Source organism: Shewanella sp. 6_MG-2023 (genome assembly GCF_030547195.1).
Classification (GTDB): Bacteria; Pseudomonadota; Gammaproteobacteria; order Enterobacterales; family Shewanellaceae; genus Shewanella.
In genome coordinates, this window is the sequence record NZ_JAUOQU010000010.1 from 71872 (window position 1) to 86252 (window position 14381).

General features: G+C 42.8%; 10 protein-coding genes. 7 read left to right on the forward strand and 3 right to left on the reverse strand.

The features are described 5' to 3' along the window. Window positions 1–96: 96 nt before the first annotated feature. Complete coding sequence (gene dinB / locus Q4533_RS08020) at window positions 97–1173, forward strand: DNA polymerase IV (RefSeq protein WP_102437949.1); 1077 nt, start codon at window positions 97–99, stop codon at window positions 1171–1173. A gap of 93 nt (window positions 1174–1266) precedes the next feature. Here dinB and Q4533_RS08025 read toward each other — a convergent pair whose 3' ends face one another. Beyond that, window positions 1267–2727: an aminoacyl-histidine dipeptidase gene (locus tag Q4533_RS08025; RefSeq protein ID WP_303502569.1), complete on the reverse strand. Its 1461-nt coding sequence runs from the start codon at window positions 2725–2727 to the stop codon at window positions 1267–1269. A 247-nt stretch (window positions 2728–2974) separates the two neighbouring features. Between Q4533_RS08025 and Q4533_RS08030 the strand changes: the two genes are divergently transcribed. The 4 genes from Q4533_RS08030 to Q4533_RS08045 all read left to right on the forward strand — a co-directional run bounded on the left by Q4533_RS08030 (window position 2975) and on the right by Q4533_RS08045 (window position 9278). Beyond that, window positions 2975–4516 (forward strand): leucyl aminopeptidase family protein, encoded by a 1542-nt coding sequence (locus Q4533_RS08030; RefSeq protein WP_303502570.1) that lies wholly within the window; start codon window positions 2975–2977, stop codon window positions 4514–4516. Window positions 4517–5346: 830 nt separating this feature from the next. Continuing rightward, window positions 5347–6636: an NCS2 family permease gene (locus Q4533_RS08035; protein WP_076542805.1), complete on the forward strand. Its 1290-nt coding sequence runs from the start codon at window positions 5347–5349 to the stop codon at window positions 6634–6636. Between the two features lie 244 nt (window positions 6637–6880). Then, entirely contained in the window at window positions 6881–7993 is a 1113-nt protein-coding gene (gene proB, locus Q4533_RS08040) for a glutamate 5-kinase (RefSeq protein WP_303502571.1), read from the forward strand. A 16-nt stretch (window positions 7994–8009) separates the two neighbouring features. Continuing rightward, window positions 8010–9278: a glutamate-5-semialdehyde dehydrogenase gene (locus Q4533_RS08045; protein WP_303502572.1), complete on the forward strand. Its 1269-nt coding sequence runs from the start codon at window positions 8010–8012 to the stop codon at window positions 9276–9278. Window positions 9279–9461: 183 nt separating this feature from the next. On the opposite strand, the gene Q4533_RS08050 is transcribed toward Q4533_RS08045, so the two are convergent. Both Q4533_RS08050 and Q4533_RS08055 read right to left on the reverse strand, forming a co-directional pair. After that, window positions 9462–9791, reverse strand: a complete 330-nt coding sequence (locus Q4533_RS08050) for a hypothetical protein (RefSeq protein WP_241904024.1) — start codon at window positions 9789–9791, stop codon at window positions 9462–9464. Window positions 9792–9937: 146 nt separating this feature from the next. Then, the gene (locus tag Q4533_RS08055; RefSeq protein WP_303460054.1) at window positions 9938–10861 is read right to left on the reverse strand and encodes a DMT family transporter; all 924 of its coding nucleotides are present in this window, start codon (window positions 10859–10861) and stop codon (window positions 9938–9940) included. A 290-nt stretch (window positions 10862–11151) separates the two neighbouring features. On the opposite strand from Q4533_RS08055, the gene dnaK reads away from it, so the two are divergent. Next, window positions 11152–13071 (forward strand): molecular chaperone DnaK, encoded by a 1920-nt coding sequence (gene dnaK / locus Q4533_RS08060; RefSeq protein ID WP_102437933.1) that lies wholly within the window; start codon window positions 11152–11154, stop codon window positions 13069–13071. 88 nt (window positions 13072–13159) lie between these two features. Beyond that, entirely contained in the window at window positions 13160–14290 is a 1131-nt protein-coding gene (gene dnaJ / locus Q4533_RS08065; RefSeq protein WP_102437931.1) for a molecular chaperone DnaJ, read from the forward strand. Window positions 14291–14381: the final 91 nt, after the last annotated feature.

The following is a 14381-nucleotide window of genomic DNA, read 5'->3' on the forward strand; positions in this document are numbered from 1 at the left end:
AAGCTTTCAACGCGACTGGTGATAAAGGTTTAATTTGAACACTGTTTTTATATACAGTATCATGATGTCATTCAGTGACTTCTTTATGAAAACGCCATGCGTAAAATTATCCACATTGATATGGATTGCTATTATGCCGCAGTTGAAATGCGTGATTTTCCACAATTGCGTGGTAAACCTATTGCTGTAGGTGGGCGCAGCGATCGCCGTGGTGTTATCAGTACCTGTAGTTATGAGGCGCGTAAATATGGCGTTCGTTCTGCTATGTCGAGTTATCAGGCATTAAAACTCTGCCCAGATTTGATATTGGTGCCAGGCAGGATGGAGGTTTACAAAGCGGTTTCGCTGCAAATCCGTGAAATATTCCATCGTTATACAGAATTAGTTGAGCCGTTATCATTGGACGAGGCGTATCTTGATGTTACTGATTGTGATGCATGTAAAGGTAGCGCCACCTTAATTGCTGAGCAGATCAGAGCTGAAATCTTTACGGTAACCGGGCTTACTGCTTCCGCGGGAGTCGCACCGATTAAGTTTTTAGCTAAAATAGCTTCTGACTTAAATAAGCCTAATGGTCAATATGTGATCACGCCTGCTGAGATCCCTTCGTTTATAAAATCATTATCCTTAAGTAAAATCCCTGGGGTGGGAAAAGTAACCTCGGCTAAGCTTGCAGCGCTCGGGCTTGAAACCTGTGAAGACGTGCAGCGCTACCCGAGTGACAAGCTCATCAGCGGTTTTGGTAAATTTGGCCGCGTGTTAATTGAGCGCACTCAAGGTATCGATACACGTCAAATAAGCCCAAATCGTATCAGAAAGTCGGTTGGGGTTGAGACCACCTTAGCCCAAGATATTTTTACTATAGAGCAATGCAGCAATGTCATGCCGCAGTTAATCCAAGAGCTTATTAGCCGGGTGCATCGCAGTGCTAAAGACCGGCAAATTCATAAACAGGTAGTAAAACTTAAATTTAACGATTTCAAGCAAACTACCATTGAGCATCGCAGTGATGAAATGTCGCTTAACTTATTCCAGACATTGTTAACTCAAGCACTAGAGCGGGCCAATGGCCGAGGTATAAGATTAATCGGTGTCAGTGTTGGTTTAGCTGATAATAGCCAGCCAGAAGTGGTTACAGATGATAATAGCGAGCAATTAGATTTGCAGTTCTAGTGATTATCGCTAGAAACAAAAAGGCTGCCTTTTCTTATATCAAGAATAGAGCAGCCTTTTTATTAAGCGCGTAATTTAATAGAGAGTTAAAGCTCAGTCTTTTGCTGGAATACGCTCTAGTACCGCAAGCAGTAGTTCCCAATATTGGCCAACAGTGGTGATGTTCACCATTTCGTCTGGGCTATGTGGGAAACGAATGGTTGGGCCAATAGAGACCATATCCATGGTTGGGTATGGTTCTTTAAATAGTCCACATTCAAGACCGGCATGGATAACCATAATCGTCGGGTCTTTCTTATAAATATCATTATACGTTTCACGGACAATGGCCATCACTGGTGAGCTATTATCAGGCTTCCAACCAGGGTAAGCGCCTGATAGATCAATGCTAGCACCTGAAAGGTTTGCTAATGCCGTTAATTGCGTTTCAATTTGCACTCGGCCTGAGTCAATCAATGAGCGGATAAGACATAGCACTTCAACAGATTCGTTGTCAGTGTTAATCACTCCGACGTTAAGCGATGTTTCAGTCACACCTTCAACTTCATCGCTCATACGCATTACGCCGTTAGGGCAGGCGTGCAGTAAATCGATTAAGGTATTTTGCGCATCTTCACTCATGACTTTTGCTGGAGCGTCAATGGCTGCAAGTGTTAGCAACATGTCAGGGTCAGCAATTGCCAGCTCTTCACGAACAATCGCTTGATATTGAGCAATGGCTTGCTCAAGCTTGGCTTTATTTTCGCTTGGCAGCATAAAGTTGATGCTAGCTTCACGGGGGATAGCATTACGTAAAGAGCCGCCAGTGAAGTTAACTAATTCAATTTGTAAATCATCACCATAACTAAATAAGAAACGGGCTAATAATTTATTGGCATTGCCGCGACCTAAATGAATGTTGACGCCTGAATGGCCGCCCTTTAAACCTGAAAGGGTTAAGCTAAAGCTGGCATTGCTTTGCTCAGGTGCTTGCCATGACATAGGAACGCTTAGCTGTGCATCAACACCGCCAGCGCAACCCATGTAGATTTCGCCTTCTTGCTCTGAGTCAGTATTAATTAAAATATCAGCATCAAGGTAACCTGCTTCAAGGCCGAAAGCGCCAGTCATGCCCGCTTCTTCATCAATGGTAAGCAGCACTTCTAATGGACCATGTTTAATGTCGTCAGCGCCAAGAATTGCTAACGCTGAAGCCATACCAATACCGTTATCAGCACCTAAGGTGGTGCCCTTGGCTTTTAGCCATTCGCCATCTACATAGGCTTCAATAGGATCTTTTTCAAAATCATGCACTTTATCGGCATTTTTTTGTGGAACCATATCAATGTGGGCTTGTAATACCACAGTCTTGCGTTCTTCCATTCCAGCATACGCTGGCTTTTTAATGATCAAGTTACCGACTTTATCTTCGACGACAGGCAAACCTTTCGATTTAGCCCATTGCTGGATATGTTCACTAAGTGCTTGTTCAAACTTGGATGGATGCGGAATCGCACAAATTTGTTCAAACCATTGCCATAATGGCTGGGGATATAATTGATTAATGGCGGTCACGAAGACTCCCTAAATGCTATGAATGTGGGAATAGATGCGCTGAAGTTTACCATATTGTCGTTACTAAGTAGTGACCTAGAGCAAGTAGAGAGGCTGGGTTAAATTAATTTTTGTAAATATATTTTAACTCTATCGTAAAGCTAAGCTTATATACTTTAACCACCATTGGTCGTTATGATTTGTGATTCAGCACCTGAAATTACTGATTAGCAAGCAATAATAACAATCTATTTAAAAAGGATGCCCCATGTTTCAAGTCAATATCGTTGATGTAGCAAATGATCAAGCCATTTTTGAAGGCCATGGCTGGGACGCCGTAGTGGTAGTCGCCACCGATTTAGCCGCCATTGCCCAAGATGAAATAAAAATACTCGCCAAGCATGCGAAACAAATCGATCAGCGCATTGGTCAGTCGGCAACATTGTTACTGGCGCCCGGACTTGCGGGTGGCAGACTGATTGTCGCCCCAGTTGTTAATGCCACTAATGAATACAGTGATGTGAGTGTGTTTGCCAAAGCAGCTAGAGAAGGCGTTGTTATTGCTAAGGCTGCGGGAGCAAAACAACCGCTGTTGGTGGTAGAAACCAGCCAAGATAAGCGCTATCAATTTGCTAAACAGGTTGCTGCACTTGCCTGTGGTCAGGAACTATGGCAATCACTGGAGCTGCGAGAAGCCACAGCAATTACCCCAGCATTTAGCGCCATTGGTTTGCTTGGCAGCGACAATTGCAGTGGCCTGCTCAATGCTGTCGAAGCCGGTAAGATTTTGGCAAGGGATCTATGCGGCACTGAGCCAGAAAGAATGGCGGCGCCAGCATTTGCTGATTATTGCGTTGAGGCGCTAAAAGACAGTGGTTTAGCAATCAGAGTCATTGAAGAACGTGAAGAGTTAGAGCGCGATTACCCGCTGCTTTGCGCAGTAGGGAGAGCCTCATTTAATGTGCCTCGGCATCAACCTCGCGTGGTTAAACTGGAATATGTGGCAGAGGGCGCCATTGATCGCACCTACTTGTTTGCTGGTAAAGGAGTTATTTACGATACTGGCGGCGCAGATATTAAAGTCGCCGGTGGCATGGCGGGTATGAGCCGAGATAAAGGCGGCGCTGCAGCGGTGGCAGGCTTAATGAAAACCTTATCTATCTTAAAGCCCAAAGGCATTAGAGTGATAGCAGAGTTAGGTTTGGTGCGAAACAGTATTGGCAGCGATGCCTTTGTTCCTGATGAAATCATTACCAGCCATGGCGGTGTTAGAGTGCGTATTGGTAATACTGATGCCGAAGGGCGCTTAGTGCTGGCAGACTTATTATCTCACTTAAGACTTCAGGCAATGACAGCAATTAAGCCGCAAGTATTTTCTGTGGCAACCTTAACCGGCCATGTGGTGCGCTGTTATGGCGGCTATACCGCACTAGTCGAGAACAAAGTGGCACAACAAGCTGGTATGGGTCACACCCTAGCTGGCATTGCTGAGCAATGGGGCGAACCATTTGAGTTATCTAGTTTGCGTCATGATGATTTTGCCAAGGTACATAATATCTCTGGCCAAGGGGAGTTATTGTCATCTAATAACGGCCCTTCTGCCATTACTGCCAGAGGCCATCAATATCCCGCAGCATTTTTAATTAATGCTTCAGGCTTGGGCCAACATGGCACAGGCTCTGCCATGCCATTGCCTTTTGCGCATCTTGATATTGCCGGTAGTGCCACAGAAGGCCATAGTTTGTATGGGAAACCCACAGCCTCGCCTTTGGTAACTTTATTACAAAGCGTTTTGGGCGGCAATGTGTAGTTTGTTTTTTGCTCAACCACTATATATTGTGCTATTTAGTGGTTGATTGTTTACTAATGAGAACTCTAAATTCTTAATTTGTCATACAAGTGTGCTTTTATTTCATTTTTTGATTGAAATATAAAATAATTAAATAAATACTTGTAATAAAATTACACTTTGGTATTATTCCTCTCGTTGGACAGCGACGGTGCTTTCCAATTCTAGTTAATCCAGGATGGATATAGTCTCCAAGGAATCGAGTGATGAGTTGTCTCAATGGATTGAGAAAAGTTTGTTCCAAGGAACCGAGCCAAGCAAGACTAGGTTTTCGCAACTTTATTTGGAGTATGATTATGTCTTCTACAGACAGCTATACTATTTATGGACAAGGCACTTGGTTAAATCCAGCTGTTCTGTCTTTTGGCATTTATGCCATGACGTTTAAGGGCTAACCCTCCTTATTCATTGATTTACCGTATCAACCCTTTTTTCTGTCGCCTTTGGGCGGTTTTAGACAACAAGTAAATTGGTTCTCTATTGCCAATTTACTTTTTAAGTTTTATCACTTAATTGTGATGCAGTTTTCCTCTCCCCATACGGAAAACTTTTAACTTGTCTGCCTACTCTTTTGAGTAGGCATTTTTTTTGCCTGAAATTTATCAACCACTGGCTTTTCATTGAGTTAAATTGTCTTTCATACGAATATAAGTGTTTAGTTATCTAACATGGCTATAAACCTTATAAGTACCTATAATCCGAACGAATTAATTCACCTCTGATTTTGACTGTAATTAGCCAGTAGCGGCTATAGCAGCCAATTACACCCCCTTTTCAAGGAACAAGGCTTCATGTTAGAGAAACTGTTTAAACTCAAAGATAATCAAACGAATTTAAAACAAGAAGTTGTCGCGGGTCTCACTACCTTTCTCACCATGGCTTACATTATTTTTGTTAACCCTATGATGTTAGCTGATGCCGGCATGGATCATGGTGCAGTGTTTGTGGCCACTTGTTTAGCCGCGGCAGTGGGCTGTTTAGTGATGGGCTTAGTGGCCAATTACCCCATCGCATTAGCGCCGGGTATGGGGCTTAATGCTTTCTTCACTTATACCGTTGTCGGCGAAATGGGCTATAGCTGGGAAACTGCACTTGGCGCAGTATTTATGTCTGGTATTTGTTTCTTAATTTTATCTTTGGTGAAAATTAGAGAATGGATAGTTAACAGTATTCCAATGAGTCTGCGATTAGGTATTGCCGCGGGTATCGGTTTGTTCTTGGCCTTTATTGGCCTTAAAAGCGCCGGTATTGTGGTGGCAAGTCCGGCAACATTAGTCACTATGGGGGATATCACTTCATTCTCAGCTGTGATGGCTGCGGTGGGGTTTTTCTTGATCATTGCTATGGTACAGCGTGGCTACAAAGCGGCGGTGATATTAAGTATTTTCATTGTCACAGCCATTGCATTGTTAGCTGGTGAAGTGAGTTATAACGGCGTTATGTCGATGCCACCATCGATAGCACCGACATTCATGAAAATGGATTTATCCGCAGTGCTTGAAATCAGTATGATTTCAGTGATATTTGCCTTCTTGTTTGTGGATTTATTTGATACCTCAGGCACCTTGGTTGCAGTCGCGCAGCGTGGCGGATTTTTAGATGAACAAGGGCGTTTACCAAGAGTGAAACGCGCCTTAAGTGCAGACAGCTTAGCCACCATCGCAGGGGCGACGTTAGGAACATCAACGACCACTAGTTATATTGAAAGCACGGCAGGCGTTAGCGCCGGTGGCCGTACTGGCTTAACCGCTGTTGTCGTCGGTTTGTTGTTTATTGCTGCATTATTTTTTGCCCCACTTGCCGGCATGGTACCCGCTTATGCTACCAGTGGCGCCTTGTTTTATGTGGCGATTTTGATGATGTCTGGCTTAGTCAATGTTGAGTGGGAAGACTTAACAGAAGCGGCGCCTGTGGTCATTGTGTGTTTATTGATGCCATTAACCTTTTCAATTGCTAATGCCATAGGGTTTGGTTTTATCTCTTATGCGGTGATTAAACTACTTACTGGCCGTTTTAAAGAGTTAAATCTTGGTATCTTGTTTATTGCGGCACTATTTTTAGCTAAGTTTATTTGGGGTTAACCTTGGCTTTGCTCGCCATAACACCTGCTGAGTAAGGTCATGTGTGGGTTATCAAGCTGTAATTAAGCAGCAATGATAAATTAGTGATTTTTGTTAAGGGTTATGCAATGCATAGCCCTTTTTTATGCTGTATAACAAATAAATATAGTATTTGTTTACTCAATTATGGGCTTTACTATGAATTATTCGCTGAATTAGGTATAAAAATATTTCAGTCAATATTTTTGAGTTTGAAAAGGCAGTCATGACTTACAAGCGGGTCGTCGTAAAATTAGGTACCAGTGTCTTAACTTCGGGCAGTAACAAGCTCGATAAAGCACATATGGTGGAACTGGCCAGACAAATGTCTGTGCTTGTGCGTTCAGGTATTGAAGTTGTATTGTGCACATCTGGCGCAATAGCGGCTGGTCGCGAACATCTGCAATACCCCGTATTGCCCGATACTATGCCCAATAAACAATTATTAGCCGCCGTGGGTCAAAGTCAGCTTATTTTAGCTTGGTCAGAACTGTTCAGTATTTATGGTTTGCACGTGGGACAGTTATTGTTAACCCGCGCCGACTTACATGATCGTGAACGCTATCTAAATGCTCGAGATACACTCAATGCATTGTTAGATAATAATATTATTCCGATTATTAATGAAAATGATGCCGTTGCCACCAATGAAATTAAAGTGGGCGACAATGACAATTTATCAGCTAGGGCCGCATTATTATGTGATGCTGACTTATTAGTGTTATTGACTGATCAAATCGGCTTATTTGATGCCGATCCACGCAATAACCCCGATGCCAAGTTAATTACTTCAGTGGTCAATATTGATGATAACTTACGCTTGTTAGCGGGTGGCGCAGTTTCAGGTTTAGGCACTGGCGGCATGGCGACTAAGTTAGAAGCGGCCGATGTGGCTAGGCGAGCAGGTGTTGAAGTGGTCATTGCTTCAGGTCATTTGCCTAATGTGATTTCACAAGTAGTCAGTAAAGAATCGGTCGGCACTCATTTTAGTGTCACTAAAAATCCCCTTGAAAGCCGAAAACAATGGATTTTAGCTGGCCCTGCAACAGAAGGGCGGCTGATATTAGATGGTGGCGCCTGTAAAGCGGTCGTTGAAAATGGTCGCAGCTTATTGCCTAAAGGGATTGTCAGCGTAGAAGGGCAATTTGAACGTGGCGCAACTGTGTTGATTGCCGATAAATCAGGTCACGTGCTTGCTAAAGGCATGAGCCGTTATTGTGCTAAAGCATTAACGATAATTGCAGGAAAGCACTCCAACGAGATTGAAACATTACTTGGCTATGATTACGGCGTAGCAGCAATACATCGTAATGACATGGTGGTACTAGATAGTGAATAAATTAAAGGACGAAAACATGTCACAGCAGCAATATTTAACCACGCTAGGTAAGCAAGCAAAAGCAGCAAGCTTTGCCCTTGCTAATTTATCGAGCCAAAACAAAAACGCTTTGCTTCGTTGTATTAGCGAGCAACTAACGCTAAATACCGAAGCGATTTTAGCGGCGAACGACCAAGACGTGCAGGCAGCAAAAGCCAATGGTTTAACCGATGCGATGATCGATAGATTATTGCTAGATAGCGAGCGATTAGCTGGCATTATTGCTGATATTGAAAATGTGATTAATCTTGCCGATCCTGTGGGCAGTGAATCAGCTAGCCAGTTATTAGATAACGGTTTACGTTTAACTCAACGCAAAGTGCCACTGGGAGTTGTTGGGGTGATTTACGAAGCACGCCCTAACGTCACTGTTGATATTGCCGTACTAGCACTAAAAACCGGTAATGCAGTGATCCTTCGTGGCGGTAAAGAAACCTTAACCTCAAATAAAGTTTTAAGTGAGGTGATCCGCACAGCGCTGACATTACAAGGTTTACCTGAAGATGCTGTGCAGCTGATTAACTCTACCGATCGCGACTTAGTGACTGGCTTACTGCGCCTTGACCAATATGTGGATATGATTATTCCTCGCGGCGGCCAAACCTTACAACGCCTTTGCGCTGAAAAAGCCAGTATTCCGGTGATTTTAGGCGGCATTGGTATTTGTCATTTATACCTTGATAAATCAGCGGATTTATCTCGCAGTGCTGAGGTGATCATTAATGCAAAAGTGCAGCGTCCAACAGTGTGTAATGCCTTAGATACCTTACTGGTTCACGAAGCTGTTGCGGCTGAGTTTTTAGCAGATTTGTTTACGCAGATGTCGGCATTAGGCGTGAGTTTTTATACTTGTGAAAAAACGCAGCAGTTATTTGCAGCAAGTCAGTTTGATATTCATCCTGCAACGGATGAAACCTTCAGTACTGAGTGGTTGTCATTAACACTTGGGGTTAAGATTGTGACTGATATTGACCAAGCAATTACCCATATTCGTCAACACTCTAGCGGTCACTCTGAAGCGATTTTATCTGACGATATTAATGCGACCTGCCACTTTATGAATCAAGTAGACTCAGCAGCGGTATATGTCAATGCAAGCACCCGTTTTACGGATGGCTCGCAATTTGGTTTAGGGGCTGAAGTGGCGGTCAGTACCCAAAAGCTACATGCTCGCGGACCAATGGCTCTTGATGCACTAACGACTTATAAGTGGTTGGCAACTGGTGATTATACTTCTCGCAGCTAAAATAAACTAACCCAAGCCAGATTTGAAGCTGACGATGCTGTGAGTGACAAACTGACTTGATTTGCGCTTAAAACTTAAAAAGCACCTCGGTGCTTTTTTTGTTTTTTTGAGCACTGAAATAGCAGCAGCTTTGAAATGTGCCGCTAGAGGTTATTGTCGCCAGAGGTTATTGCCGTTATAGGATTATTGCAGGTATAGCCCATGGCTGGAAATCGCAGGAGTAGATAAACGTATATAAGTGGTGTAACACCAAATCAAAAAGCTGCTCAGCGTCATAAATATGCTTACAAGCCTAGCTGCTTGAACATACTCCATGATAAGCGGGAAGTACTTTTCTTGTATGCTATTAGTGAAGTAGACCGCAGGAAAAACAAAAATACATATATACATGGCGGGGTATTGGGTTGAGATATCACCGTTGAGATATTCATAAAGCATAATAGCCGCGGTAAGCATTAAGCTATAGCTGCGAATTTTATTTTCAGTGGTGTCACTTAAATTCCATCTCGGCATTCCCATTGCCAATCTCCTCCTTGAAGCATCCTTTGTATCTTGTACACCGTATTAACTGCACACCTTATTAATAGCAACTAACTGCCATGTTGACAATAAAGTTTAAATTTTAATCGTTTAAATATCGTAAAATGCTTTAACCACTGCTACTTATTATGCTTATGGCTGATCTTTAAACTGGATTTTCTCAACAGCTGTGGGATTACCTTTTGCAATATTAACCCCGTTAAAATAAAGCATAGACCAATATAGGTACTGCTGGCGATTTGCTCTTTTAAGATTAGCGCGATAAACCCAACAGACAGCACAGGGGTTAAAAATACAAGCGTGGTGATGTTAGAGGTTTTCTCGGTGCTTTTAAGTGCCATAAGCCATAAAACAAAGGTGATACCCATTTCAAATAGCCCCACATACACTCCAGCAGTTAGCGCTTGCCAACTAAAGTCGCTTATGGGTTGATGGATTAGCATGGCAATAGTCACTAAAGGTAAACCAATTAAAAAGCTAAGTAATAAGCTTACAGTGGCATCGCCGTCATCCTTGGTATTGGTTACCCAATATAAGCACCAAATCACCGTACTGCTTAATACAAAAGCAATCCCTTTAGGGCTATCAAAGTTAAATGCGGTGATATTGCCGCCGGTTGCGATAATGTAAACGCCGCTATAGGCAATCAGCGCGGCAATGACATCAACCTTTGTGAGCTTATGACCCAGCAAAGGGACAGCTAAAATGGGCAATAAAATCGCCCAAGTGTAATTAAGGGATAAGGCTTGTTGAGCTGGAAGCAAATCGTAAGCTTCAAACAGCACAAAGTAATAAAGAAACGGATTCAGAATACCGCTAAGCAAATAAAATCCTGGGCGACGTTTAAATTGTCGCAGCATTAATGTGTGCTTTCTTTGCCATAGGATAATCACACTCAATGCAATAATAGAGGTGAGCACTGCAACAAATACCAATTGTAAGGGTGTATAAAAACTTAGCGCGACTTTAAATGCAGTCGCGACTGTCGACCAAAGTAAAACGGCAACTAAACCATAGATATAGGCAAGAGAAGTGTTTGGCAAAATCATTCCTAATAATAGTAATTATGCATAATATCCAAGGGGTGGATTAGTAAAGCAAGCAAGTATGGATAGATTGTATGCAATATACAAAATGAGGTCACGGCATATTTACTTAAGATATTTTTAATAATTTTTTTGATCAGCCCTTGTATTTTAGTTAGCTGTCCCAATATATGCAGTAAGGCTGATATGAGAGGCAAAAATTAGGACTTGAAAAATCAATTCCTGACCCCATATCAACAAACATAATCAAATTAGTTACATTAAAATTTTATATTTCGGAGATCCTCATGGGCAAAATTATTGGTATTGACTTAGGCACAACTAACTCTTGTGTGGCTGTCCTTGATGGCGGTACTGCTCGCGTAATCGAGAATGCTGAAGGCGAACGTACAACAGCATCTATCATCGCATATACCGATGACGAAACATTAGTAGGCTCACCTGCTAAGCGTCAAGCAGTTACAAACCCAACAAATACTTTTTTCGCGATTAAGCGTTTAATCGGTCGTCGTTTTAAAGATGACGAAGTTCAACGTGATGTTGACATCATGCCTTTCAAAATCATTGGTACTGACAATGGTGACGCATGGGTTGAAGCTCACGGCAAGAAAATGGCACCACCACAAGTATCTGCTGAAATCTTGAAAAAGATGAAGAAAACAGCTGAAGATTTCTTGGGTGAAGAAGTAACAGAAGCGGTTATTACTGTTCCTGCATACTTTAATGATTCACAACGTCAAGCAACTAAAGATGCTGGTCGTATTGCTGGTCTTGATGTTAAACGTATCATCAACGAGCCAACTGCTGCTGCACTAGCTTACGGTATCGACAAAAAACAAGGCGACAACGTTGTTGCAGTATACGATTTAGGTGGTGGTACTTTTGATATCTCTATCATTGAAATTGATAGCAACGATGGTGACCAAACTTTCGAAGTACTTGCTACTAACGGTGATACTCATTTAGGTGGTGAAGATTTCGATAACCGCCTAATTAACTACTTAGCTGACGAGTTCAAAAAAGAGCAAGGTCTAGACTTACGTAACGACCCGCTAGCAATGCAACGTGTTAAAGAAGCTGCAGAAAAAGCGAAAATTGAACTTTCAAGCACAACACAAACTGAAGTTAACCTGCCTTACATCACTGCTGATGCAACAGGTCCTAAGCATTTAGTGGTTAAAATCACTCGTGCTAAGTTAGAGTCTTTAGTTGACGACTTAATCCAACGTTCTTTAGAGCCATTAAAAGTTGCGCTAGCTGATGCAGACTTATCTGTTTCAGACATCAACGAAGTGATTTTAGTTGGTGGTCAAACTCGTATGCCTAAAGTACAGGCTGCAGTAACTGACTTCTTCGGTAAAGAGCCACGTAAAGACGTTAACCCAGATGAAGCCGTAGCCGTAGGCGCAGCAATTCAAGCTGGTGTACTTTCTGGCGACGTGAAAGACGTATTGCTACTTGACGTTACACCACTATCATTTGGTATCGAAACCATGGGTAGCGTAATGACTAAGCTTATCGAGAAGAACACCACTATCCCGACTAAAGCGAGTCAAACGTTCTCAACTGCTGAAGATAACCAAAGTGCAGTAACAATTCACGTACTTCAAGGTGAGCGTAAGCAAGCTAGCTACAACAAATCTCTAGGTCAATTCAACCTAGAAGGTATTGAACCAGCGCCACGTGGCATGCCACAAGTTGAAGTATCTTTCGACATCGATGCTGATGGTATCTTAAACGTATCAGCAACTGATAAGAAAACCGGTAAAGCGCAAAACATCACTATTAAAGCTAACTCAGGTCTAAGTGACGAAGAAGTAGAGCAAATGGTTCGTGATGCAGAAGCTCACGCTGATGAAGATGCTAAATTCGAAGAGCTAGTGACTGCACGTAACCAAGCTGATGGCATGGTTCACGCAACTAAGAAGCAAATCGAAGAAGCGGGTGAAGCATTACCAGCTGAAGAAAAAGAGAAAATTGAAGCAGCAATGGCTGACGTTGATACCGCAACTAAAGGTAACGACAAAGAAGCAATTGATAAAGCGACTCAAGCATTAATGGAAGCGTCTGCTAAGTTAATGGAAATCGCTCAAGCGAAAGCACAAGCGCAACAAGGTGAAGCTCCAGCACAAGATGCGCAAGAAGCTAAGCCTGAAGATGACGTTGTTGATGCTGAGTTTGAAGAAGTAAAAGACGACAAAAAGTAAGCTAAATTAGTTAGTTAACTTTCAGGCGGGCGTTGGGAGAAATCTCTAACGCCCGTTCGTACAATACCTGCTTGAGAAAACTGAGATTATGTCAAAGCGAGATTATTACGAAGTTCTAAGTGTCGGTCGCGATGCCAGTGAACGAGAAATCAAAAAAGCCTATAAGCGTCTAGCGATGAAATATCATCCTGACCGTAACCCAGGCGACAAAGAAGCTGAAGTTAACTTTAAAGAAGCTAAAGAAGCTTATGAAATTTTAACTGACGCGAATAAGAAAGCGGCTTATGACCAATTTGGTCATGCAGGCGTTGATCCTAATCGTGGCGGCGGTCAAGGTGGCGGCGGTGATTTCGGTGATATCTTTGGTGACGTGTTTGGCGATATCTTTGGCGGCGGTCGTCGTGGCGGTGGACAACGTCAAGCGGCTCGCGGTAGTGACTTACGTTACAACTTAGACTTATCACTTGAAGAAGCGGTTCGTGGCCTTACTAAAGAGTTACGTATTCCTACCTTAGCATCGTGTGATAGCTGTGATGGCAGCGGCGCTAAGAAAGGCTCGTCAGCAACCACTTGTGGTACCTGTCATGGTCAAGGCCAAGTACAAATGCGTCAAGGCTTCTTTGCTGTTCAGCAGGCGTGTCCGACTTGTCATGGCCGCGGCAAGATCATTAAAGATCCTTGTAAGAAGTGTCATGGCGAAGGCCGTGTTGAAAAGAGCAAAACCTTATCAGTTAAAATACCAGCTGGTGTTGATACTGGCGATCGTGTTCGCTTAACCGGTGAAGGTGAAGCGGGTGAGTTTGGCGCGCCTCCGGGTGACTTATATGTACAGGTGAGCGTTCGTGAACATAATATTTTTGTTCGTGATGGTAATAACCTCTACTGCGAAGTGCCAATTTCATTCAGCAAAGCTGCATTAGGTGGCGAGATTGAAGTGCCAACACTTGATGGTAAAGTGAATTTGAAAATACCTGCAGAAAGCCAAACTGGCCGTATGTTCCGCTTGCGCGGTAAAGGTGTTAAATCGGTTCGCAGCCACGCCGTTGGTGACTTACTTTGTAAAGTCGTCATGGAAACACCAGTTAAACTTAACGAAAAGCAAAAAGAGCTACTTCGTGAGTTTGAAGCGACCTTAACCGGTGAGTCAAAGAAGCACAGCCCTAAAGCTGAAGGGTTCTTTGATGGCGTAAAAAAGTTTTTTCACGATTTAAATAGCTAAATTTATTTATTAAATTTAGCTATTAGCGAGTCGATTAAAAGGTTAATTACTGCAAAGTAATTAGCCTTTTTTATTGGCAAGTTTTTAAAGC